The organism is Prochlorococcus sp. MIT 1323, from assembly GCF_047304905.1.
Taxonomy (GTDB): domain Bacteria; phylum Cyanobacteriota; class Cyanobacteriia; order PCC-6307; family Cyanobiaceae; genus Prochlorococcus; species Prochlorococcus marinus_D.
The window spans coordinates 867920-891463 of sequence record NZ_CP138973.1; the positions used below are offsets into that span (position 1 = coordinate 867920).

The 23544-nt window shown below is 47.4% G+C and carries 28 protein-coding genes; 12 read left to right on the forward strand and 16 right to left on the reverse strand.

Translation table 11 applies throughout. The features are described from left to right. Complete coding sequence (locus tag SIB68_RS04215) at positions 1-1470, forward strand: hypothetical protein (RefSeq protein ID WP_063399336.1); 1470 nt, start codon at positions 1-3, stop codon at positions 1468-1470. Positions 1471-1967: 497 nt separating this feature from the next. Beyond that, positions 1968-2408: a cupin domain-containing protein gene (locus SIB68_RS04220; RefSeq protein WP_011825751.1), complete on the forward strand. Its 441-nt coding sequence runs from the start codon at positions 1968-1970 to the stop codon at positions 2406-2408. Between the two features lie 801 nt (positions 2409-3209). On the opposite strand, the gene SIB68_RS04225 is transcribed toward SIB68_RS04220, so the two are convergent. Continuing rightward, on the reverse strand, positions 3210-3596 hold the full coding sequence (locus SIB68_RS04225; protein ID WP_196757072.1) for a hypothetical protein: 387 nt from the start codon (positions 3594-3596) through the stop codon (positions 3210-3212). A 26-nt stretch (positions 3597-3622) separates the two neighbouring features. Here SIB68_RS04225 and SIB68_RS04230 point away from each other — a divergent pair, with 26 nt between their 5' ends. Together SIB68_RS04230 and SIB68_RS04235 are read left to right on the forward strand one after the other, a co-directional pair. Next, a complete protein-coding gene (locus SIB68_RS04230) occupies positions 3623-3853 on the forward strand; it encodes a hypothetical protein (RefSeq protein WP_155724601.1) in 231 nt (76 codons plus the stop codon). 950 nt (positions 3854-4803) lie between these two features. After that, on the forward strand, positions 4804-5121 hold the full coding sequence (locus SIB68_RS04235; protein WP_063399321.1) for a hypothetical protein: 318 nt from the start codon (positions 4804-4806) through the stop codon (positions 5119-5121). Positions 5122-5345: 224 nt separating this feature from the next. On the opposite strand, the gene SIB68_RS04240 is transcribed toward SIB68_RS04235, so the two are convergent. Both SIB68_RS04240 and SIB68_RS04245 read right to left on the reverse strand, forming a co-directional pair. Beyond that, entirely contained in the window at positions 5346-5489 is a 144-nt protein-coding gene (locus tag SIB68_RS04240) for a hypothetical protein (protein ID WP_155724885.1), read from the reverse strand. A gap of 156 nt (positions 5490-5645) precedes the next feature. Next, positions 5646-5939: a DUF1651 domain-containing protein gene (locus SIB68_RS04245; RefSeq protein ID WP_063395381.1), complete on the reverse strand. Its 294-nt coding sequence runs from the start codon at positions 5937-5939 to the stop codon at positions 5646-5648. Between the two features lie 455 nt (positions 5940-6394). Between SIB68_RS04245 and SIB68_RS04250 the strand changes: the two genes are divergently transcribed. From SIB68_RS04250 to SIB68_RS04265, 4 genes are all read left to right on the forward strand, one after another. Further along, positions 6395-6823, forward strand: a complete 429-nt coding sequence (locus tag SIB68_RS04250; protein WP_236068809.1) for a hypothetical protein — start codon at positions 6395-6397, stop codon at positions 6821-6823. A gap of 300 nt (positions 6824-7123) precedes the next feature. Continuing rightward, the gene (locus tag SIB68_RS04255) at positions 7124-7522 is read left to right on the forward strand and encodes a trigger factor family protein (RefSeq protein WP_063399319.1); all 399 of its coding nucleotides are present in this window, start codon (positions 7124-7126) and stop codon (positions 7520-7522) included. 263 nt (positions 7523-7785) lie between these two features. Further along, the gene (locus SIB68_RS04260; protein WP_063399318.1) at positions 7786-8349 is read left to right on the forward strand and encodes a peroxiredoxin; all 564 of its coding nucleotides are present in this window, start codon (positions 7786-7788) and stop codon (positions 8347-8349) included. 206 nt (positions 8350-8555) lie between these two features. Further along, positions 8556-9305: a phytochelatin synthase family protein gene (locus SIB68_RS04265; RefSeq protein WP_063399317.1), complete on the forward strand. Its 750-nt coding sequence runs from the start codon at positions 8556-8558 to the stop codon at positions 9303-9305. A gap of 178 nt (positions 9306-9483) precedes the next feature. On the opposite strand, the gene SIB68_RS04270 is transcribed toward SIB68_RS04265, so the two are convergent. The 6 genes from SIB68_RS04270 to SIB68_RS04295 form a co-directional block, all read right to left on the reverse strand. Continuing rightward, positions 9484-9981, reverse strand: coding sequence for a DUF1543 domain-containing protein (locus SIB68_RS04270; RefSeq protein WP_063399316.1), 498 nt, complete (start codon positions 9979-9981; stop codon positions 9484-9486). Between the two features lie 485 nt (positions 9982-10466). Continuing rightward, entirely contained in the window at positions 10467-10772 is a 306-nt protein-coding gene (locus SIB68_RS04275; RefSeq protein WP_063399315.1) for a hypothetical protein, read from the reverse strand. Between the two features lie 702 nt (positions 10773-11474). Continuing rightward, positions 11475-12122 carry a methyltransferase domain-containing protein gene (locus tag SIB68_RS04280; RefSeq protein ID WP_063399313.1) on the reverse strand — a complete coding sequence of 216 codons (648 nt, stop codon included), beginning with the start codon at positions 12120-12122 and terminating at the stop codon, positions 11475-11477. A 335-nt stretch (positions 12123-12457) separates the two neighbouring features. Further along, complete coding sequence (locus SIB68_RS04285) at positions 12458-12742, reverse strand: hypothetical protein (RefSeq protein ID WP_063399312.1); 285 nt, start codon at positions 12740-12742, stop codon at positions 12458-12460. A gap of 535 nt (positions 12743-13277) precedes the next feature. Then, positions 13278-13457, reverse strand: coding sequence for a hypothetical protein (locus SIB68_RS04290; RefSeq protein ID WP_063399310.1), 180 nt, complete (start codon positions 13455-13457; stop codon positions 13278-13280). Positions 13458-14155: 698 nt separating this feature from the next. Next, positions 14156-14350: a hypothetical protein gene (locus SIB68_RS04295; protein ID WP_063399308.1), complete on the reverse strand. Its 195-nt coding sequence runs from the start codon at positions 14348-14350 to the stop codon at positions 14156-14158. Positions 14351-15163: 813 nt separating this feature from the next. Here SIB68_RS04295 and SIB68_RS04300 point away from each other — a divergent pair. Together SIB68_RS04300 and SIB68_RS04305 are read left to right on the forward strand one after the other, a co-directional pair. Beyond that, positions 15164-15874 (forward strand): DUF4079 domain-containing protein, encoded by a 711-nt coding sequence (locus SIB68_RS04300; RefSeq protein WP_063399306.1) that lies wholly within the window; start codon positions 15164-15166, stop codon positions 15872-15874. An 8-nt stretch (positions 15875-15882) separates the two neighbouring features. Then, positions 15883-16107: a hypothetical protein gene (locus SIB68_RS04305; protein WP_063399305.1), complete on the forward strand. Its 225-nt coding sequence runs from the start codon at positions 15883-15885 to the stop codon at positions 16105-16107. An 864-nt stretch (positions 16108-16971) separates the two neighbouring features. On the opposite strand, the gene SIB68_RS04310 is transcribed toward SIB68_RS04305, so the two are convergent. The 4 genes from SIB68_RS04310 to SIB68_RS04325 form a co-directional block, all read right to left on the reverse strand. Further along, positions 16972-17100 carry a hypothetical protein gene (locus SIB68_RS04310; RefSeq protein WP_255454309.1) on the reverse strand — a complete coding sequence of 43 codons (129 nt, stop codon included), beginning with the start codon at positions 17098-17100 and terminating at the stop codon, positions 16972-16974. A gap of 659 nt (positions 17101-17759) precedes the next feature. Then, complete coding sequence (gene rpsU / locus SIB68_RS04315; protein ID WP_011130394.1) at positions 17760-17936, reverse strand: 30S ribosomal protein S21; 177 nt, start codon at positions 17934-17936, stop codon at positions 17760-17762. A gap of 202 nt (positions 17937-18138) precedes the next feature. Continuing rightward, a complete protein-coding gene (locus tag SIB68_RS04320) occupies positions 18139-18297 on the reverse strand; it encodes a hypothetical protein (protein WP_155724882.1) in 159 nt (52 codons plus the stop codon). Between the two features lie 1244 nt (positions 18298-19541). Beyond that, positions 19542-19715 carry a hypothetical protein gene (locus SIB68_RS04325; RefSeq protein WP_155724881.1) on the reverse strand — a complete coding sequence of 58 codons (174 nt, stop codon included), beginning with the start codon at positions 19713-19715 and terminating at the stop codon, positions 19542-19544. A 185-nt stretch (positions 19716-19900) separates the two neighbouring features. On the opposite strand from SIB68_RS04325, the gene SIB68_RS04330 reads away from it, so the two are divergent. After that, positions 19901-20680 (forward strand): ion transporter, encoded by a 780-nt coding sequence (locus SIB68_RS04330; RefSeq protein WP_063399302.1) that lies wholly within the window; start codon positions 19901-19903, stop codon positions 20678-20680. A gap of 242 nt (positions 20681-20922) precedes the next feature. Here the strand turns inward: SIB68_RS04330 and SIB68_RS04335 are convergent, their stop codons facing one another. The 3 genes from SIB68_RS04335 to SIB68_RS04345 form a co-directional block, all read right to left on the reverse strand. Next, positions 20923-21309 carry an MAPEG family protein gene (locus SIB68_RS04335; protein ID WP_063399301.1) on the reverse strand — a complete coding sequence of 129 codons (387 nt, stop codon included), beginning with the start codon at positions 21307-21309 and terminating at the stop codon, positions 20923-20925. A gap of 370 nt (positions 21310-21679) precedes the next feature. Continuing rightward, a complete protein-coding gene (locus SIB68_RS04340) occupies positions 21680-22105 on the reverse strand; it encodes an NUDIX hydrolase (protein WP_063399300.1) in 426 nt (141 codons plus the stop codon). A gap of 206 nt (positions 22106-22311) precedes the next feature. After that, positions 22312-22554, reverse strand: a complete 243-nt coding sequence (locus SIB68_RS04345; RefSeq protein ID WP_236065961.1) for a Signal peptidase I — start codon at positions 22552-22554, stop codon at positions 22312-22314. 351 nt (positions 22555-22905) lie between these two features. On the opposite strand from SIB68_RS04345, the gene SIB68_RS04350 reads away from it, so the two are divergent. Continuing rightward, positions 22906-23091 (forward strand): cytochrome B6, encoded by a 186-nt coding sequence (locus SIB68_RS04350; RefSeq protein WP_155724880.1) that lies wholly within the window; start codon positions 22906-22908, stop codon positions 23089-23091. The last annotated feature ends 453 nt before the right edge of the window (positions 23092-23544 follow it).

Sequence of the window (23544 nt, forward strand, 5' to 3'; positions counted from 1 at the left end):
ATGCCCAAGCAAAGCTTGCCTGCGATCGCTGGCTACGAAGCCGAAATTCTTGCCCTCTTTCAACAAGCTAATCGCGCTGTGCTCACGCATAGCAATCGCAAGCTGGAGCAGTTTCAGTCAGCCTTTGCCTGTGCTCTCCACATGCATCAGCCCACGATTCCGGCAGGTGCGAATGGAGAACTGATCTCGCATCTGCAATACATGCTGGAGCACAGCGAAGAAGGCGATAACCACAACGCCGAACCCTTTGCCCATTGCTACAAGCGCCTCGCAGACATCATTCCCCAACTGATTGAAGAGGGATGCAACCCTCGCATCATGCTGGATTACTCAGGCAACTTGCTCTGGGGTGTTGAGCAAATGGGCCGTGTCGACATTCTCGAGGCGCTTAAACGTCTCGCATGCGATCCCACGCTTCAACCCCATGTGGAATGGCTCGGCACCTTTTGGAGCCATGCCGTTGCACCCTCCACTCCTATTCCAGATCTGAAGCTACAAATCCTGGCCTGGCAGCATCAATTCGCTGCCATGTTTGGGCGGCAAGCATTGCAACGGGTAAAGGGTTTCTCGCCACCGGAAATGCACCTTCCCAACCATCCAGACACCCTCTATGAATTGGTGAAAGCCCTCAGAGATTGCGGATACCGTTGGCTCCTTGTTCAAGAAAACAGCGTTGAAAACTTCGATGGTTCATGCCTTCGCCATGCACAGAAATACGGCCCCAATCAACTTGTGGCTCGTAACTCCAGAGGGGAAACAGTCAGCATTGTGGCGTTGATCAAAACCCAGGGCTCAGACACCAAATTGGTAGGACAGATGCAGCCCTATCACGAAGCATTAGGCCTGGGCAGACAATCACTGGCAGGTAAATCGATTCCATCATTGGTCTCTCAAATTGCCGACGGAGAAAATGGAGGCGTAATGATGAATGAGTTTCCAGCCGCCTTTATCCAAGCCCATCAAACCGTTGCTTCCCAGGTTGATCCTGTAAGCACAGTTGCGCTCAACGGCACTGAATATCTGGAGTTACTGGAGGCCGCCGGTGTGGAAGCCTCTGATTACCCAAAGATTCAGGCGATACAGCAACACAAGCTGTGGCATAACACTGACAGCCCCATCAACCCCGAATCAATCGAAGCGGCCATCAGCAACCTCAAAGAAACAGATCCCTCCTTCTCAATGGACGGCGCATCCTGGACCAACAATCTCAGCTGGATCAAGGGCTATGAAAATGTGCTGGAACCGATCAACAGCCTCAGCGCCAAGTTTCACCAGCTGTTTGATCCCTTGGTAACAAAGGATGCAGCAATCACGCAAACCCCGCAGTATCAAGAAGCTCTGCTCTACCTGCTACTGCTAGAAACCAGTTGCTTCCGCTATTGGGGCCAAGGCACCTGGACCAACTACGCCAATGAGATCCACCGGCGCGGAGAAGCCATGATCAACTCAGCAAACCAAGCACTGAGATAGGTGTTCGTCTAAACAACAAGGCAAAAGCAAAGCCTTCAACTTTGCAGTCAATCCCAAAGCGATCGCAACCATCAATAATCGGCATCGTGCCTAGAGGATTACAAAGTCCTGAACTCCTATTTGGGATGGACAGGGAGGCACCTCCCACAAATGCCAAACAAACGTCTGTAGACTCTTGCCAACCGTTGGCCCCCTTCCGGGGCGCAGTCAGACTTAAGCCAGGCAACGGGGGCTTAAGCACTGCAGGAGCGTTCGATGAACATCCTCTCCATGATTCAGCGCAAAGCGCAAAAGCAAGCTGCCCTGTCTCATTCACAGTTCCTGATGGCGAAAAGCTATCGAGGAATTGACTACACCTCAGCTCATCAATCCCCAGCGAAACTCGCTGTCCACACACACCAATCGAGGGGTTGACTACACCATATAAATCACTTAAATCTCCTACAAATCACATCACATCTGCGGTTTTCCTCCAGGAAGCCGCTTTTTTATTTCCTATGCGCGCTCTCATCGTCTCAACCATCTGCCTCACTGGTTTATTGGCCGTCAGTTGCAGCAACAGGAAGGATCAGGCCAGTGCACCAATCACCTCTGATGTCTTGGTGTCTTCAACAGAATCATGGTATGGCGAGCGGTTCAGCTATCCGCAAGGCAAAGCTGAGATGACATTGATAAGAGCTGTTTTTCCGCCTGGCGCCAAAACCCCAGTCCACACACACCCTCAACCTGGTGTCGTGTATGTCGAGAAAGGTTGGATCAAGTGCACACTCACAGAGTCTGGTAAGGCAAGGGAGTTCAGACGAGGAGAAGCCTTTGTTGCCTCTACCGGAGACACCCAACACGCCTGTGAAAACATTGGCAATGAAGATGCCGTTGTGTTTGTTGCCTGGGCAGGGGTAGAAGGAGTGCCGCTCAAGCAACCTGTCAAAACTGAATGAAGTCAGAACTGTTGGCAGTGTTGCGGCCAGCCCCTCTTGCACATCGCGCCTGCGCAGGTTTTTATATGGGCAATAAAAGAGCCCCCCAGCTAACAAGGGGGCGGATTTGTGCAAAAACCGACTGATCCCCATCACCCGGCCACGCAAAGAGAATAGTGGCTGTCAAGGGTGATAGTGATGGTCTTCACACTATATTTAGGTTTGAATGTATTTATATTGACTTTCTGACACCACCTGTAGCGGAAGCTTGTTTTTTTGATCATTTATGCCTAAAAGTTGATCTCCCCATCACCCAGACCCGTCGCTCTCCTGCGAGGGTCTTTTTTATTGCTTGCCATAGAGCAGCCGCTGCCTTTGTGCCCCAAAACCTTTGCCCTGTTGGTGCGAGAAGAGGTTGGAGATAATTTTCGATTGGATCGACAACAAGATCTTGAACAAACCAATGTCCTTCTCCCCCACAACGCTGAGCACAGCTCAAGAACTCAACAACTCTGCTCATGAGTATGAATATCAAGGCGGTGTGTCCTGCCAAATCTGTTGAGTGATTGACTCACGATCAAGGATCACCAACAAGGCCCCTAACCCCTAACCCCTAACCCCTGACCCCTAACCCCTAACCCCTAACCATCTTGCGCCAAGTTCTGCCTGGCTTGCGTCAAGCACGACAAGAGTCTCAAAAAAAGAGAATGCTGCTGGTTCATTCAATCGCGAGTTTCAATCATGCAGAACAAAAGCCATCGCTTGCAGCAGGAGCCCTTTGTACCCCCCTCACCAAGTGTTCCCACCACCTGGTGCTAGCTGTCAGATCTCAGCTGCCGCAAATTCTTTATCCTTCTCTGCTGCTAGCAGAGAAGACTGCAATTCAGCAATCTGCTTCTCGAGCTGTTCAACAACTGCGAGATAATCTGCTTTGCGAGCCTCTAGGCAAGCAACGCGTTCAGCGTTCTGACGCTCTTGGGGCTTTTCGTACTCAGATGCAGGGATCACAACAACGTGATCACCTGGATGATCAGGCGAGTGATTGAACTCTGTTGTATTAACGATGACAGCAAGACCGCCTGAGACCGCTTGAAACCACTTCGATAATCGATGCTTTGGGCTTAGATAAGTAGCAATAAAGCCTCGGCTATCCGTACCAACGCAGGCCCCAAAGCCCCCACATTGGCGTTGTTTTTTTGTCATTGTCATGGAACGTCTTTTGGCAGGCACATTCAATGCCTCAATCAAAGCTCACCCTCTCCTTCATCCTCTTCACATCACTCTGGATTGTTTGGTCCGCTTGGGATGCAGTGCAACCTGTTCTAAGTAGTGGTCAACTGGCTGCGCTATTCCCTTTACTGCCAGTAAGCGCACTTTTATTAGGCCTCTCTTTCTTCGATAACGAAGATGATGATGATCACAACGGTGGGACGCTTCAACCCATCTATGCCAAGGCTAGAGCTTAATCAGGTGGATTTTTACACGATCACACTCGGCGTTTTTATCGCGCTGTTTTGCCTCGCTGTATACAGGATTGCTGATCAGCCTGCCTAAGCAGCACGGATACAGGTAGCGACACAATTCCATTCTGATTCAGTGGTGTCATCCCAATTCTCTGGTTCGGCACTTAAGTACACCGTCTTCAAGAGGTTCACTGACTCATCAACGCTTGTTGCTTGAGGATCTCTTGCACGAGCCAATGCTGCCTTTTGCTCTTCAGTGAGTGTTACTGGAGAGTAGTTATCAAGGAGTTTGAGTGTTGCTGGCATGTCGAAGAATTTTTGTTGGCTCTTAATAGCAACAAAAAAGCATCTCAGCTAGGGGTCTAGATCTCAATTCAATGTGAGCTAGCTCACACATCAGAGCCTGACCATCTGCCAGAGCGATGATCAAGGGCAGTTCGGTGAGCAGAAGGAGTGTTATCAAGCAGGCGCACTCAATCAAATCTCATCGGGGAGAGCAATGCTGCGAACTTGGCATGCTTAGGCTCGAGCAAAACTTGCTGCATCGCCGCATTCGCGGCTATTGACAAGCTAACCCTAGAGCAAATACATGCATTAACAAAGAATCTACGTAACTGGCATATCACACCAACACGTGCCTAAAGCATTAAAGCCTTCCATGGGCTAGCGCCCTTGGACCTCCCGCCCTATGGGCCAAAGCATGAATTTCAGCCGTCTAGGCGATGCGATTCGCCAGCGAGGCCAAATCCAAGCAAGAAGTGCAAATAAGCTATCGCTCTAAACATTGGCCCTAAACATGGAGAGGCCAACGCGAGCACCCTTGCCAAAACAAAAGATCTGGCATCGATTGACATTCCTCCCTGCGTCTTATCTCTTCCTTGAGTGATGGATCGATGCCAAAGCTGTCGCCAGGAGCAGGCCGCCCATCCACATGTAGGCAATACAGGTGTACTATGCTTACTCACGTTGCCGATGAAAGCACCATGGCTGCAAGCACGCCAATCCCCAACAACCCCAGCACGGGTAAAGCCTGGACACGCAATGAGCTGCTTACAGAGCTGGAGGTAGAGCGCAAAAGAAACTCAGAGCGAACCAGTGGAATTGTCTCCTGGTCTGAGCAAGTTTCAAATGTGCAAGCTCGTTGGCGCATCCATCTCAAAGAGTGGACAATCCTCACCAACCAAGTCTACGAACTGGGCCGCGAATGCCGCGTCTTTACAGAGACCCGCCTGCTCGCGAGCACGAGTACCTCTCTAACGCGATCGAATTGATACCAACTAGAAAACAAAAGAGTGCCGATGGATCAAGATGGATTAATGCTGTGACCAATGTCATTTTTTTCTGCGGATCATCGAGACCATTGATCATGAGCAAGACAACTCGAACCATGCCCTACTAAATCCACCAAGAAGGCTCCAGAGAGCTGATGGGCCAGTCAAGGCTCATTGCCCGCGGAAGATGAACATGCTTATGCCGCTACGAATGGCACGACCCCTCAGCTCTTCAACAAGGCCTGGTTTTCGCTGGATTGAAAGCGTCGTTTCCAGGAGCCTTCAAGATCAATTCGCTGTTGAGGCAAACCAAGAGCCCTAGTCGAAACCAGGGCTTTTCCTTCGTCATCTCCAGAGTTCCTAGGCATCGATCCCATACTCAATTGCGATTTGATGCAGCTCATCGAGCGTCAATTCGGAAAAATAACTCCGCAAGCAAAGCAAGGATTCAAAGCTCTCTAAGGTGCCACCACCCTCTTTAAGCAGCAATAGTCGAGCCAATCTCATGGCTAGTTCATTCTTGGTCACGCGGCGAGCTCTTCTGTGAACTGAGGGTCTGGGTCTTCCCCGCATGGAGTCGTCAGTTTTTGCCATCCATCAAGAAGCATCTGACCACATAGTTCAAGGGCTTGATCCAAAGGAAGCCTCAGGCGCTGTTTCATCTGCGATGGAGTTCCATCCATTTGTGCACTCCATTGGTCAACAAAAACGAAGGGGTTTCTGATCCAACTGTTGGCATCGCGGTGGAAGCGATAGCAGAAATGGCCATCAGGGCTGATCAGCCAGCCATTGACCTGCTGCACTGGAGGACTTTGCATAACACAAGCAAAAGTACACCTGTACTAGCCTTGTTCCTGTGACCTGTCAATAGTGGCGATGGGCGGCACGCTGATCTTGTTAGCTACGCCCCTACATGCCCTTGATCAGAGCGTCCTCCGGACGATCGCGACGACCCGAAAACCGATTTCAAAATCGCGCTGTGAGAGTTGCACCTTGCCCAGGCATCAAAAACACTCCTTCGCAGAGCTTCCCAACTTCACGCAACTCATCTGGCCTGGTTCGCAAAGGCAAAGCCCATCCACTAGAAAATTTTGATCAACCCCATAGCCATCATTGAGCCCTGCAAAGACTTGGCATGGCAAGTCACCAGAAGCTATAGACAGCGCTGAAAAGTGCAGAAAATTTTTTCACCACAACAAAATGAGAACCCACGAAGTAAAGCCTCACTTTTCGCGGGGGCTTTACTTATTGCGATGATTTAAAAATCATTACCTTGAGAGCACGTATTTGCCATACTATCAATCAGTTAAACCCTATTAGTTTAGTCAGGACAGAGTTAATGATGACATTCCTTGGCTTGATGATGAGTTTTCTAATCAGTATTTCACCAGTAGTCCCAAGTGCATTAGCTCCAGAATTAACCTCATTTACATGTGATGGAAGTCTTGTCGAAGCAACAATCTACAACAATGAGAATGGAACATACAGCAGAGTTAAAGCATATGAAGAGCTTGATGCTGGAGCTTTTATCGTGATCAACCTAGTGAATTCAAAACTAATGCTACCAAGAACCTTCAACGTAGGCGAAACAAGTTTTACTGATGGCAAATGGTGGTGGAGCTATGAAGATCATCAACATCCAACCTTCCGTGGTCTTACACCACTCGGCGAAATTCAAGATTTTAGTTGTGAAGCTCTATAAGCTAACATTAGCTTAGGAATGGCTAGCACCATGTCTCGCATATTAGGGATTAGTTAGCAACAGTCAAATGGATATTTCCTAAGCTTTGCTGAAAAAGATTGATCTAAATCAACAAAGAGTCACCTCCAGTAAGCAAGGCATACACAGAACAGCGCTTAAGAAAAATCAGCGAAAGCAAACTAGTGTGAGGGATAGGAGATCACACATCCTTTTAATGAGCCTGTGTCAACCTGGCGTCATTGCTGTAGGGGTTAGTGGGTCTGCTGCTGTTGCGTTGTCACTGTTGAAGGAGTCTTACCAATGACGAAGGCGGGGTTGAAAGTCAAAATCAATGCGTTGCCAGACAACCACATCTCGATAAAGATAGAGGTTACAGCGGCTCGCTGCAAATCAAGTTATGACGCAGCCTTATCGCGCCTGGGTAGCGCGATAAGGCTGCCAGGCTTCCGTCCAGGAAAGATTCCTAAGCAAGTGGTCATTCAGCAGATCGGTATCGCACGTATCAAAGCAGCGGCACTAGAGAAGCTGATCGATATGACATGGAAGGAAGCCATCGTTCAAGAATCAATCGAACCAATTTCTGAGGCGCAGCTCAAAGAAGAACTTCAAACTCTTGTGGATCGCTTCAGTCCTAATAAAAGTGTGACATTTACTCTTGAAGCAGAGGTGGCTTCAGCAAGCAAACAGGAAGAAGAGTGAAAAGCCGACCGGACAGAACTTGAAAAGAGTAAAGAGACAAAGAAGATCAGAGCATGATTAATAACTGTTGGCAGTCTTATGGGGGGACTAAGGTATAGATTCCAATTCAACGCAAGATGTTGGTCAGCTAGCTAAAAATTAGGGGTGCTTGACTCATGAATCCAATTCAACTGGTTGAAATCACAATCGTCAGATTCATTTGCCACATTAGCTCCGCCATGAAGTTGTTCTGACTAATCTCTTCTGCAGTTGGCTTGATACCGGTGAAACGATCTGAACTCTTGAGAGTCATAACAGGGGCGGCAGTGTTGAGTATCAGCCAATGTCTTGGGCGCCCAAGCCAAGCCTTGGCCATGGAGGGAAAGCTTCCTGCTCTAGACGCTCAAGCCCCAGACTTTGAGCTAGAGGCCGCTGCTCAAGAAGGTGCGCTGGCTGAGAAATTACAACGTGATGCCTTTCTAGGCAGTTGGCTGGTTCTTTACTTCTACCCTCGCGACTTCACCAGTGGCTGCACACTCGAGGCGCGTGGATTCCAGCGAGATCTCTCAGACTTTAACGCTGCAGGTGCAGCTGTGGTGGGAGTCAGCGCTGATGGCACCGAAGAGCACGTGAGCTTCTGTAGCAGCGAAGGCCTTGGATACACACTGTTGTCTGACCCAGGTGGAGTCGTAAGCGAAAGGTATGGATCATGGAGTTCACCATTCAGCCAACGTCACACATTTCTGATTGATCCCGATGGCATCCTTCGCGCTCGCTGGGAAGACGTAAGTCCATCTCGCCATAGTCAAGATGTGCTGCGAGCGTTGAAGGAACTTCAGCAGTCATAAATGAATCACGAGAGAAAAAGACCATCTACCTTCTGCCCAAACGGCGAAAAACTTATCGCAAACAGGCAAATTAATAACGCAAATATCTTGAAGCTACCTGCAATATTTTACACACCGGAAAGCGTTGATTCTGCAAGGATTCATTCCATCTGTCAAGCAAGTCTGAAATTAGATAGAATGTTCCACTGCTCAGTATAGGTGAGGCAATGGTCTTTAACCCTGCTCGAAAACACAAGACAGCTAAACATTTGATATGGATAACTTCTCCTGGAATCAGCTTATTGAGTTTTGCTCTGATAGTAAGCCCTTGGTCTAATCCTGCCTTAGCGGAAAAACTAGTTCCAATAACGACATCAGAAGGAATGGTCTTGTTGCAAAGAAGCAAGTCTGTATCAGATTACGGCTCGTTAATGGAAGCTTTTCTGACCCAATCAAACCTTGCCTATTGCGGGGTTGCCAGTGCCGTAATGGTTTTAAACAGCCTAGCAATTCCAGCACCTCCAGTAGAGGGTTTCAGAAACTACCACTTCTGGACCCAAGACAATATCTTCGACTCGGATTCATCTCAAGCAGTCATTAGCCCAGCCAAAGTCAGGCGTCAAGGCATGACACTTCAAGAAGTTCAAAACCTACTCATTCATCATGGTGTTTCTTCTAAGCGTTTACACGGAGACATCCTTAGTCTGTCAGCATTTAGATCGCTTCTTAAAGCTAATCTTGACAATTCTAATGATCGCTTGATTGTGAATTATGACAGGAAGGTTATTGGCCAAAAAGGGGGTGGACACTTCTCTCCACTAGCAGCTTATGACGCTGTTACTGACAAAGTTCTAATCCTAGATGTTGCCAGATATCGCTATCCTTCTGTATGGGTAAAAACACATAATCTATGGAAAGCAATGCGAACATTAGACGGCATATCAGGTTTACAGAGAGGAATACTCGTTATTGAATAGCGTGCAAGATTAGGGAGAATCATTTATAAAACAATTTCTCATGAAACTTGTCCCTTTTCGCAAAGAAATACTAATACAATAGATCAATCATTATCCCTATAAATTCTAACTTGGCAAGATTATCCTTAGCTAATAGCCAGCAGAACCATGAGATGAAACCAATCCGTGAGAATGCTGATCAAGTGATGACCCAGTAGCCACTCCAGTCGGGCTTCATGCCATCATGTCGCCCCTGAGGATCGATCTCCAGGACGACTGAATATCCCTGTAGACAGATGATCGTGGCATGATCATCCTTGTGGATCTGATCCATCGGCTCGAACCAGCGGCTACGTGCCTTGCCCTTGGCAATTTGAGCTGAAGGTGCGACCACAAGTTCCAAATGATGCTGTTCAAGCATTTCACCAGCCTTATAACCTCCAAGGTTGATGAACCAGAGCTTGTTGGCTTCGTTTGCATTAACTTTGCCGGCGCTAGCCATTGTGATCCGGTAACCATCCACGAAGCGGATGCGCATGTAGCTGTCCACATGCAACCCTCGAGGATTGCCAATCCATTGTGATTTCAGCTGGGGAACTGTTGCTTCAATCGTTTCACCCACCACCCAGCGCACATCGTGCATCTCCACGTGTCCTCCGCGCGTCCTCCCACCCAACACGACAAGGTAGAGATTCATCTCTATAAAAGACTAATCAAGGAAAAGATCATTTTTGATGCTTAAAAAGAAATACTGCACAAAAGCTTCACTTAAGCCAGCATGCCAAAAGAAAAGACCAAAAAATAGTTTAAGACTAGACTATCAGCTATTCCTTTTGAGGCTTCCAAAGCAACAATACAACCCAAAGAGTAGATGAGACAACGATCAATGCCTCAACAAGATATGTGTGCATACTAAACCCTCTCGTTCTTCCCAAGCTTAGCAAGCATTTTCAAGAAAAGAAAGCAAAAATGCTTAAACCGGATTAACGGGTAAAAATTTGAATTAATCCCAATATTCAATCATTAATCTATCCTTATTCCATTCATCCTTGCTCTACGATCAAAGCCTCCTGGAGTGAAGATCCGGGGCCTATAGGCATACGAATAAAAACAACATCGAGATTAATTATCAACAGACTAGAGGGGGAGAACTCGCTCTAGATGTTTTGTTAATCCTATCGATCAAGTCGATTCATTATTGCGCGCACGTTTTACCGCTAAACCAGCTTCTACAGCAGTTGTTCCAGCTACAAGCAAGAGACCTATAAGACCCACTAATTGGTTTCTTTGATCATTAACAGGATCAATGTCTTGACCCAAGACAGCACCAAGAACAATCCAAATACTAACGACCGCGGAAGTAATCCAATAGGCCTTCCACCTACGTTGGTAGAGGTAGCCAGCTCCAATACCTGGCAAAATATTTAATGAAACAGCAACCCAACCAGCAGAAGATGCAACAATTTGATCTTTGGTCGACTTATCCATGTGAAAGTGACAAACAGCTCATATCATAGCAAATCAAAATGATGCAATAGACGACATGCAATTAAGCATAAAGAGCCTTGCCGGTACAAGACAAAAGCAATCTATATAAATTTAAAGCAGATGAATGTTAAACGACTAATTTAGTTGGCCCTCCTCCTCCATCAACAAATATAATACTTCTAAGTCTAGAATGGATTCAGCAACTTTACGCCTTAAAGAAACGAGTGATTCAGTGTCCATAGCAGTCTCTGCAATCATCAGCTTTGCCTGTTGAACAGCATGCTCTAGGTTTCTAACTTTAAGCTTGCAAATGTGCTTATTGGCTTTGCACTGCTGCAGCGTATAAGAGTCAATCATAAAATCAATACATCAATCAAAACATGCATCAAACAAAGGAAATCTTAGTTTTAGTCTCTTTCTATTTCAGCTCTCATGAAAGAGTCACTGTTTAATTTTCAACTCCTCCTAGCAGTCCTAAGGTCATTGATAACAATAGAGTGACTTAGCCTTCGTCTTTTGTATAAATCATGGCCCATTAGGAAAAAGCAATACTCTCAGGAAGCAAGCAAACACTAGTTCAAACTAATGAAGAGGTCATGGATTAGCAATGTGTGCATAGAGCCTAGATTAATTGTAGCCTTATGCAAAGAGTTTCGTCTTATTTGCCAACTCAGATTGCTTCCTTTGTTGGCTTTACTGCAGTCAAGGCTTTGTCGCGATCACTGCAAAAAATGGATCTCCTTTGCCGCCTAGCAACCCCAAGACACCTGTTGAGCGAGTCTCCTCTGCGATTATCTCAGGCTTTGGCCAACCCTGAGCCATCAGCACCTTAGAAACGTAGGTGAAATGATCACGGTCATCGCCATCCCTCCAGATCTGCGGAGCTTTTGTGAAAAACATACGATTCGAGAAAGCAACGATGACTTGGCCCTTCGAGCGCGTCACACGCAATAACTCCGCAGCCATATCCTCAGGCTGCTGAAGGTATTGCCAACCCGCAACGATAAGAGTCGCATCAATGCTCTCATCCTTAAGCGGAATGGACTGGTTGAGATTGAAATTCTGAACCCAATGGCTATCAAGCCGGTTGTTGGCCACGAGTTCCTTTTCATTCAGGCCATGGCCGATCACACGGTCATAGATGACGTCATCAGGCAGGTGAGACACCCAGCTCGACATCAAGTCGAGCACTGTGGAGCAAGGTGGAATCTTCTCGCGATAAAGCTGCGTCAAACGCCCCCGAAAGGCCTCGTCCAGATGATGAACGAAACGAGGCTCAGCATAAAAAAGCACGTCATCGTTCTGATCGAGCTTGGAACGCTGATCGTTTCGAAGAACTTGAACCGCCAAGGGGATTGCGAAGCGATGTTCAGTCTCGCCTGCTGCAAACCATTCCGCGAGTCAATAACCTCAAGGCCTCACAAGATTCAACTAAGCTAATATCCGCAAAACATGCTCGCTATCGTCAATTTTTGCGAGTTCCTCTAGATAGATCATGTCAGTGCTAATCCACTCGAGCAGATGATTTTTAAGCTGCCACAGGGGAATTTTTAGCAGCATTATCAGTTAAATTTCTTACCAACCATTGCAGCTACTTGCAGGAAATAGAAAGCCCCCGCGCTAGCAGGGGCTTCATGAATCGCCACTGAGCTTGTAGTGGTTCCTCCTTGCCATAAAAATTCTTGTCATGCCGAGCGCGAGCAGGTCTCATTTGCTGCGGCAGGCTCAGCGATAGGTGCCTTGATCGCTTGCTTGGCTTGCGGCAGTGCTGTTTGAAGCGCCTCAATCTGTGCTTCAACTTTGTTGACTGAATCGAGCAAATCGGCCCTTACATTCTCAAGATGAGTAACACGTTCTGCGTTCTGGCGATCCTGATCAGCCTTGAACTCAGAATCACTAATCACATAAATGCGAGGACGTGTTTTATAGAAGCTTGGACTAGAGAAAAACTCGTCAAAGAGGGAGTACATGGTGTTCTATGAGAGATTTTTACAGCTTGGTCGGCGTAGATGCCTAGACCGAACAAAAACAGTGCGGAGAACCAGGCCCGGTTGGAATTAAAAAGCCACTCCAAAGTGATCTTTGTACGGTTTTCGCCAATCAACTTGCATCGAGGAATCGATGGCTTGATCAAAAGCACTCCACAACAGATAGACCTCGTCGTTAGAGGCACTCCCTTGACGGTGATGCTCATCAGCGACGCAGCAAAAACGACTGAGATCTCTTTTTTTCACTCCTGCGCGTGAAAAACCTCATCCCTATGAGGCAGAAATGCCCCTCCCCAAGGCATTTTCTAGTTGCACATCTGTGGATCCCACCGCTCCATATCAATGTCAGGGCCTTGATCTAGAGGTCTGCTACTACCTCCTGACCGCCATCCCAGAGAGGCATTTTTGTGACTGCATCAGTTCGTTCATGCCGATCACCACATTGCCCATTGGGTCATCAGTGATGCCTTCCACGCCAATTTCACCATTTGACGATTGGCCATCCGCTCGCCAAATCTCAAAGCAATAGACGGGCCTTTAAGGATGAGCCAAGCGGATGGCCCTTGTTTTGCAAGGATTGATCAAAGCTCACTTGATCGAGTAAATGTTCGATCACTCCAACATCATCAACCAAGTGGTAATCACGAATACATGTCTTTGGATCATTGCCTACATCGGTTTTTTCTGGATCATTCATGATCTGTATGCGTGGAGATACAGCGACTCACTCCCTTGGGTACCCGGATCATCCAAGGGTCTTTTCTTGCTCCCGCACGAATCCATAAGTTGATCTGGAAGGAACGGCAGAAGCTTTTTTCGATCAACGTCAGTCGATCGTGTTTAAAAACCAAGTTTTGCAGCTCTGGCGACTTACACTCTCCAATCAGGTTCTTTCCATATTTCTATGGAAGGCCATAGTTTGTATTAAGCGCTTCTAAGCAATAGCTTCTCTTTATGTTAGCCAGACAAAAGAAGTCTAGACGAGCATCAAGGTTTTAAATTCCCCTTTTGAAATTATCCTTACAGAACTCTAAGATTAATCTTTAAGGATGCCTTGATGGAAGCTCAATAACATCGCAAACACTACGATACTTTGCCCCAAAGTACAATCATCAACAAGCTTGATATATGCGATCGAACTCAAGCAGCTGTCTTTGCAATCAGGCATGGCTGCGTGGAGTGAGAAAGGCTCAAAGAGGAATGAACTGGATAACAAATACTGCCGATCAGACTGTAAAGATAGCAGACAGTATTGAGAATCAAAATTGTTGATCATGGTGATGGATATTGATTGTTTTGTCTATCAAAAGAAAGAAGTTAGTTCTTCGAAATCATTGTATATTTAACGGAATTACCTGAGTCTTTCCCTACCTAGGGTCACAAAGATTTCAGCCACTAAAGCCTTACTTTGGTGACCTCGGCCTGAATCGCTGATGGTCCAGTGGAAACCTTGATAGGACGTCTGGTGAAAATCTCAACACGAATGCCCGCGCGAGTAATCGCGATTAAAGCCTTGCTTAAAAAGGCTGTGCTCACGATAAAGGCTAGCGGCCAACGCCAGGCCAGCAACAGCTCAAAAATGCCCCTCATCTATCGCCTCAGTTAGGAGCTAGTCGTAGCTCACCTCACCTATGACCAGCAAGCCCTGAATCATGAGTAGCAACAGTTCCGCCTTCGGCTTATTTTCTACGCAAGGGGCCCCATCTGATGCGCATGACTGAATTGACTTCGACTTAGCTGTTCCTTTCAACATCTGCCAAAAGTAGCTCTTAGCCTTTAGGCAAGCCAAAACCTAGGCTAGGCAAGCGAAATTTGATTCAAACGATCAGCATTGCGAAGCTAATCAAAGAACGTATCTCGTTCATTCGCCACTCAACTCAAAACCTCCCCAAAGCCCCTTATTCCCATGTATTGGTTTTGATGCGGACTAATAACAGCAGCAAAGTATCGCCACAAGCACAGGCTCAGTTCTTCACTCGAACCCCATTGACAATTGCTGGCCTATGCTCATGATCGCTCCTGCTTATATCAGCAAAGACATGGCACCTCAGAAACATTCCTGATGGCTTGACCTACATCCTCTTAGATTCCAATCAAGTTCTATTCATCACTGTTGCAACGGCAAAGGGGTTTGAACTAATTTAAAATGCTTACTCAGCTAGCCAAGCAGCGAAAATAATCATTCACTCTCAAGAATTAGGAAGGTTTGTAGAATCACTGAGTAACATCAACCACCTGAATTCCCATAAGCTCCTTCGATAGGAAGAGAATCAGGGACCCAGAAACGGAGAGATTCTCTATCCAGTTCAACTCAATAAGCTCTAAGCGATGGCGTGCAGGCTTTTAGCACCATTGCTAAATCCAATTGTGTCTCCCTTTTGATTCCCCGACCAGGCCCTCACCATGCAGACCCTTGACTGGATCTGGTTGCTACACCCGATTTTCGCCGTAGCCTTGATCTACCCCCTACTGGGGGTAGTCCTAAACCTGTCACTTCAAACCCGCAGTCGTCGGCTCAAACGTCAGAACGAAAGTCCAGCCAATGTCGGGAGTGTGCACAGCAATCTCGGACGATGGCTCTCAGCCGGAGTGATCGCAATCGTGCTGCTTGCTCTGGTCGTGATGATCAGCACTGAACATCCGCTAACGGAGTTTGAGGGAGGTCTGATCCGTGCTGGATTGCTTCTACTGGTACTCATTGGAAGTTGCATCGCCTTGCTGACAACCTGGCGAGACAAAAGACCCGCCTATCGAGCAGGCTTCTCCTTACTCTGCTGGGCAGGTGTCATCGTCCTTGGGATGCAGCCGGAAGTATTCCGCCTCGGTGACAACCCCCTCAAAGCAGAATTCTGGCAATCGCATTTCTGGGGTGGCATTGGTCTCGTTGGGCTGATGCTGTTCTCGCTGGCATCCCGACAAGAAATCCTGCGTGATCTGCGTTGGCGATGGCTGCACATCACAGCCAATAGTCTTGCGGCGGTGATCTTCCTGGCAGAAGCAATCACCGGCCCCAAAGCCCTACTAGAGATCCCCCTGAGCTGGCAAAAGCCTTACATCCAACAGGCAAAAGCCGAGCGGGTAGCTAATTACACCGCGAATGCTCCCCAACCGTAGGAGTTGTTGTGCGCGCCCGCTCGCCAGTGCTGGAACAAACCTCACGCCGCCAAACAGACCAACGATGCGCTCTAAGCCCTCCTGGTCTTTCAATTGATCCCTATCGAGCGCTTGCCATGGTTGCCATTGGAGAAGAAGGCGTCCATGCCATCAGCATTCTTCAAACTGGTTCAACGCAGCAAACAAATGTAGGAGTTCTGCAAACAAAAGATTCTCAAAAGGGATACAAATGATCACTGTTGCCAGCTCAATTAAGCACTCAATCAGCTCTCAGACCTAAGCCGATAATCAACGAGAAAAGCGAATCCATAGAGAACTGCATCGTGTGAGGAGTGAAGGCAGCAAGACAAATCAAATGGCTGCTGAAACGGCTGCTGTGATGAAAGCAATCAAATTGGCAACGCTTGGTTGAGCGTTTTTCATCAACGAAAGTTGACCATGAACAAAGCTGGCAGTGCAACGCCTTTTAGGCATGAGACTTCAATGCCACAAACCGGTTCAGTCTGCAGTGCCAGAGCGCTGGGATCAAACTCAGTGCTGAACTTGATCCAAGCCACTGCATTTCTACAGAAGCGAGTAGACCCTATGGTCACAACAGGTCAAGGACGACAAGAAAAAGGGTTCACTGCCCTAAGGGTGAAACGAATAAGCAAACCTCCGTCTTAATAGCAGGGCTTTTGCCTGCGCTTCAACAAAAACCCCCACGTCCATTGATGGTTGAGGTGATTGATGCTGCTAGGCAGAGCGATTTATATCTTTAACCAACGGGGCTATTGATCGCAGCCCAAACGAAGAGAAAGACATTTGCGGCAATTGCCAAGCCGACGGAGGAGACCTTCTTCATGGATCATCCAGGTAACCCTTCCACTGCAGCAAATCACGATGTGCCTTTGCCAGAGTCTGTCAGTGAGCCCTCACAAGGCTATGGAAAGAGGCCCACGCTCAATAGACCAATGGTCACTGATCCGGAAGTTGATGTGGTGAAGAAGAGCATTGAAAAAGTTTGGTTCTTGTGCATTCGCTCACTTCTTTGAACAATTAGTGGCAACTCCATACTCTGCTGAGCAAGGATGTAAATGATCAATTGAATGGCTGGACTAATGAGCCGCCACGGTTACACCATCAGCTATCGCGATGCTCAGAGTCATCGGTGCGAATTCTGTGCCTATGCGAATGACTCTTTTGAGGCCAGACAGGTTGCCATGGAAACGATCAAATTCGTCCATGAGCATCCAAATGCGATTGATCACATTCTTCGCTCAAGCTAGAACAACAATTTGAGCCTTAGGACTCAGCCTTCGTCAACCATCCAGCTGGTGGCTAGAGGTCAGGGATATCCTTGAAACTCTTGCCCCTTGTTTAGGGCTGTTTTGCAACACGAATACCATATTTGGCGTACTAACTAAGAAATAAGAGCTTTTCACCCTGCTGATGGTGCAATGGCAGCCATGGTTGATTCCTAGGGGACCACGTGCCGCGCAAAGATTCGTTCGCCTCCCCTCGGCCGAAACGCACCCAGAGACAGAACAGCTCATAGGAACTTGATCTCAACTTGACCAGCTGGGATTGAGCGTTACACGGCCAGTGACAACCATTCACACAAGCCGTGCAGAAACGACGTTCCCCTTTGTCTCGGCGCACCGCTTGCACCACTAATAAGGAACTGGAGCAAGGAGGTATGGCTTCAGTTGAAGCATCAAACCGATCAGATTCACCTCCAGCTCAATGTGCGCCAATAAGCAATGGATGCGTCAATGCTGTAGCAGCTCTAATAGCAAATCAGCAAAAAAACATTCCCAGGAGAATCTTCTTGGACCCAACCAGCAGACATTGGTCATCAAGGCAAGAGCTACCAGGAGGGATCAACTGCTCGATTGGAGTGGACTCAACGTCTGCGACTACGACGACGTTGCTGAGCCTTGCGTTTGTACTTCTCGACTGGGGTCTCGTGGTGACGAATGCGCTTGAGATCAGAAAAAATCCCAGCCTTAGAGACTGCTCGCTTGAAGCGACGCAGGGCCGATTCAACGCCCTCATTCTCCCCTACCGTGACCTGAGCCATAAGCAAATTCAACCAATCAACGAATTTACCAGGCCACCTCTCTTGAGAAATTCACCAACACAACAAAAAGGTGTGCGGCATCACCTTGAGAATTGGAGATCTGATCAATAAAGCAAGCCTATGCAAGGCATCAGGATTTGGTATTTCCATTGATCCAAGGCCACTTCTGTCGGTATTTTTACCTACATGAAGAAAAGCCAATTCAAAGCCAGGAACGGCGATCTCTACGAGGCCATCCTGATTGCCTCAGAGAGGGGCCATCTTTGGGGTCTCGATCGCTCCAGAACAGCAAACCAGACACGCCTGGTTCCTGATTTTCACCAACATGGCTAGGCAGTGAACCGCTGATTGCTCTCTTCACTCTGGCTTAACAGGATCATTTCGCTCAGACATTCCTTTGCTGATTCCGCTAAGACCTTAGTTCGCTACAAATCGGTCGCGATCGATCCCAAGAGGGACCAATTTGACAACCAAAGACCAAAGGCAAGTGTTGTTTACGAGACAGACACCTTATTTATGCAAAATGTCTTCTCAGGCAAGCCCTAGTCCGCTCAAGATCCACTATCAACTGCTGCATCCTGCCAAGTTCTAACCAGGCAAAATCTGCCAAAACCCACCGACTGTTCTACTGAACTCACCACTTGTTCAGAAAGACCTGCACCCTGAGCTGTTTTGATGGGCCCACACATCTTGAGAAGTTCTATCAAAACAAGGACCTATCAAGGCAGCAATGACCCCCATCTAATTTGCCAAACCTCGTCCCAATTGCTTCGGGCAAAAATCATGGCGAACGGGTTTCCAAACGAATAAAGCACACCCCCCGGCAACAGGTTCAGGGGAACTGTTCTCACTCATTCAAATTGAGAACGCACAATTGATGTGAATAGGTTGAGGCACAAGTCTTGCCGGCTACTTGCTCAGCTCATGCTTGGCGGAGTGCGTTCATCAGTCTCCGGAAGTCAGTCCGGGCATAGAGTCGATACTAGCCCGTATCGCCCGACTGCAGATCTAAACAAGAAAAGATTACCAATTATAGGCTTAAGTATTACTTAAGCGTATAAGCCTTGTGTGATCTATCAGTTCTTAATCAATATCTGAAATCCTTCAACTCGCTATTGAAGCCTTTGCTTCACTTAGCCCAAATACTGATCAGGCTATTTCGCTGAGAGGTGTCTCAGCAATAGCTTTGTGGTGGGCAATCAAATCCAATCTCCACTCAGAGAATGCTGCCATTGCAGAAGACATAAAAAAACAAATCAAGCCAAAGCCATTGATGGCTCAATTCAAGCGTTAAAAACGAACCCAAGAACTGCTGAGCGATGGAGGCGCACTAATTAGCAATGGTCACTTTGTTTAGGCCTCCAACCAATATGGTGCTGGTTGAATGCAAAAGACCTACAATAATGAGTATAAAATTTTCAGTAAAATGTGTTTTCTTGAGTATTAAAAACACACTTTATAAACAACCACGATTGCAAATACCCCATGAGCATCCATTCTCAAACCAGGCAACTTAAAAACCATAACCACTATGGATTAGGCATGAGATATCGCCTAATCTATTACTTAAAGAAAGAGAAGTATCGTTTAGAATTGCTTTATTTCTCACCTTTTCTTTTGATCACCTGGCTTCTCCTGGGTCCAATCGAAGATTCCCTGATAGCCACCAAATGCCGAGCTAATCCCGAACATCGCAATGAATAATACTCCGACAACCACAATCACTCCAATCGTCAGTGGACTCAAGTCAAGAGCCATCGCGAAAACAAGAGCAGGCATAACGATCTGCAAGGCATCTTCATCATCCTCTCAGATCGAGTTCAAAGCCGAAGAATTAAGCAAACTAGATCCTTACTCACACCTACCAGGAAATCTCCGGACAACTGGCACGCTAAGGCTCGCTAGATCGACCCATGCCTAGGATGGATTGAAATCAAAAGGGAGAGGGAACCTTGGGGACCATCATGGGATTCCGCCTCAAACTGCATGAACAGATAATCAATCAATCCCCAGGAGGCAATACATCGATATTCAATAAGTTAAGTGGCGCAACAATTGCTGTTTCAATCTTTTTTGCAGTTCTAAGCACTGAAAATCAAATTGATTTTCAGTTTGGCGGACAAATAGATGCAATCGATTGGATAATTGGCTGTCTGTTTTGCATTGAATATTTTTGTCGAGTGTGGACTGCCCCACTTGAGGGCAAATATGGAGAGGGTGTAGAAGGCGCGATTCGCTACATGTTCTCACCAATGGCCATTGTTGATCTGATTGCAATCGTCCCCTCCTTTATCGGCGTAAGAACAGAACTAAAGATCCTGAGAATTATTCGTCTTCTTACGATTCTAAAGGTTGGGCGCAGCGAAAGATTCAAGCAAAGCATGCTTCATTTCAACTATGCACTCAGATCCAAGAGCCAAGAGCTGCAGATATCTACTGTTTATACATTACTACTTTTACTCATTAGCAGCACATTGATGTATCTTGCAGAGTCATCTATTCAGCCTGATCTATTAGGTTCAATACCAAGATGCCTCTGGTGGTCAATTAATGCAGTCAGCTCCGTGGGGCATGGAGATTCAGTACCAATTAGTGCGGTAGGCAAGATTATCGCTTCAATAACTTCTCTTATGGGAATTGGCGCCATCGCCATACCTACCGGAATTCTTGCTGCAGGTTTTAGCGAATCAATTGCTGTGCAAAAGAAGAATCTTGAGGAATCTGCTCAGGAAAGCATTACTTAGAAATCGACAGACGGCAATTGGTTCATAATATCAAACAATCAAATCCTTGTTTTCAGACAAAAGTTGAAAGATGAGAGTTATAGCGGTAGTTGGCTAGATAAAGAAAGGCATCTCTATCTTTCAGCCTATTTTCTTCAAAATAGTCAATTCGCAAGGTGCACAGCAACTGTCGAAAATCACAATGTTGATTTCTGGCAGAAGAGGCCACTATTGCCGAAGGAAGCTTCCTATAAGATCGCCAACTATGAGTTAAATAGACCAACAATTGCCATCACCAGAAGAACTGCGCTGGCAAGGAGGCTAATGGCAAAGCCTGGCCCTCTCAGCTTGGCCGCTTTCCAATAGCCAATGCCATAAGCAATACGTGCGCCCACCCAGATGAAGCCAATCAAACAGGCAACAGACGTGTTGCTAGAAAGAGCTGCTAGCCAGAACACCGGCAGGAAGAACATCATCTGTTCAAGGGTGTTCTGCTGAACACGTAGCACTCGCTCAAATTCTTCTGGCCCACTCGTTGCTGGAGCTTTTACTTTGTGATGGCTTCGTGCAAAAGCCACTGCAAACATGGTTCCTTGGTAGACGATCGCGGCAGCCAAGGTGACAACGGCTGGAAGCACAGGAATGGTCATGAAATTGGTATCAGCACAATGACTTTAAGGATGCCATCTGAATTCCAACCTTGATGGCCAGCGAGTGGGGCTGTGCCTCTCTGATGAAGAGCAGTGCTTGTCTCTGCATAGCCGCTTGGTTCAAGCAACTAGCTGACCAGAGCCACGACATTCATAGTTGCCCAACTGAGGGGAAAGCGCCTCCATGAAGTCGCACACTTGACTGAGGTGATCATCATCATTGAACTAGCGGCTGCCATCCCCCCTCAATTTCCCTAAAGCCCAACAAAGAGAGAGTCCTGTCATGCTGTCTTGGCAAGGGATCGGCCTACAAGATCTTCTGCATCGAAATTCCGCAAAACCTCAAAATATTGCTCCACACAACCTGGCTTCAGTCTTTATCTGAGAGCTGACGCTGCAGCACGATATCCAGGCCTGGCGCAATCGGTCTGAACTCCCCAAGTCTGGGGCTCCAGATAACACCACTCGCCAGCTCCTCCATAGTCGCCAGGGTCATATCCTGACCCTCAAGCAACTGCAATTGGCCAAGGGAAACACACAGTGGCCCTCGAAATACATGTACCACAAGCGTGCTGCTGTGGTTGCTGAACCAAGGAACGAGGAAATTTTCAGGTGCCCAGTTGATTTCCTCGACAAGTTCACGGTTCACGGCCTGAAAAGGCGTTTCCCCTGCATTCAAGTGACCTCCAAATAATCCCCAATGACCTGGAAACAAGATTCCTTCGATGTCATCACGAAGCTGAAGGAGCCAGCGACCATCCCTTTCCAGCACAGCAAGAGAGACCTCGTGCGTCATCTCTTCATTGCGAGAAGTCGTTACCCATAAGGCCAGCCTGCCGCACCCTTGTACTTAACGTCTTATAGACCCGCCCAAAGGTTCAAAAATTCGGCTCATCAGGTTTTGTTCTGTAAACAGATGAGTTGTCAAAGGCTATTGACCTTGGAGAGGGCGTGACCACCTGTCCAATCATGGCCACCACAGCAATCGGAAACAAAAGGCAGCTAGCCAATTCCTGGAATGTGAAAAGGGAGCTTGTTGTCAAATGCCACTAGCCAGCGCTGCACCGCAGGCACACGCAACAAAGCCAAAGGCACAACAATATTCAGAGCAATCCAGGCAAAACCAAGGATTGCGCCGATTCGTCCACTCTTCTTGAGCAAACTCTCTTTCGGCTGCGGTTCGTTCATCGAATCACCGCTCATCAAGCTTTCTGCATTATGCCCTCCACCAAAAAGGAAGCTCATTGCAGCCCCATGGGGGGGCTGATCAACAAAAAAAAAAGACCCTCGCGTGACGCGACGGGCCTGGGTGATGGGGAGCTTTATTTCTAAGGGAAAGAGCTTATTGACGCAAGCCCCTACAAATAGCGCTTCGGCTTAAAGAAAGTACAAGTGGCACCAGTAGTAGTGTTTCTGCGCATCACAGGCTGCAAACCTGTTCCTTGTGTCAATGTGGCTTGGTGGTGATGGGGTTCAGCCGGCGTTTGCACTTCACTCCGCTTCATCAAGCAGAGCGGCCCCTTTATGCGATGGGCAAGGTTCTATGACCAACCACCTAGCCGTGCTGAACTTATAACCAGAAACAAACTGACCCCATTGACTTTCCCCACTCTTCTGGCCTACGCCACAATCGGCGATTCAAGCAATGCAGGTGTGTTTGGCCTAAGCATGGGGACATGGATGATCTTGACGTTGATCTTCCTAGGCATCTCATCGGCCTACTTCATTCTGCTGTGGTTCAAGATTGCCCAGCAGGAATCAAGCAAGAAGGGGAGCAGTTAACCCTTCCTGCTTTAATTTAGGCATTTCAACAGCTTAACAGTATTACATTAACGGCAACAGATTAGTCCTGGTTAAGTCTTTAGATCCTTTTCAAGCCGAGATCGTCTGTACGACCTAGCAGGTCTCAGGGCCGTCATATTTACGCCCATATCAACCGCCAATTAGACTACATAGACTAAAGAATCAGAGTTATCAGCTGATTAGAGCGATCGCTTTCTTTTGTTAGCGCTTTGTTCGTAGAGCTTAGGCTGGCTTGAAAATAAGATGGGAAATTTGTATTAACAAATAGTCTGGTCATTAACATCAGCAGGGAGCACAGCTGCATTGGAGAGTGCCATTGCTGCAACACTGCTCAGCGATAACGACAGGTGCAGAGAATGCTGCACTGGGAGTCAAGAGGCCAATTGAGTACCTAGATCGATGCTGTTGAACAATTACTGTCACTAGACCACA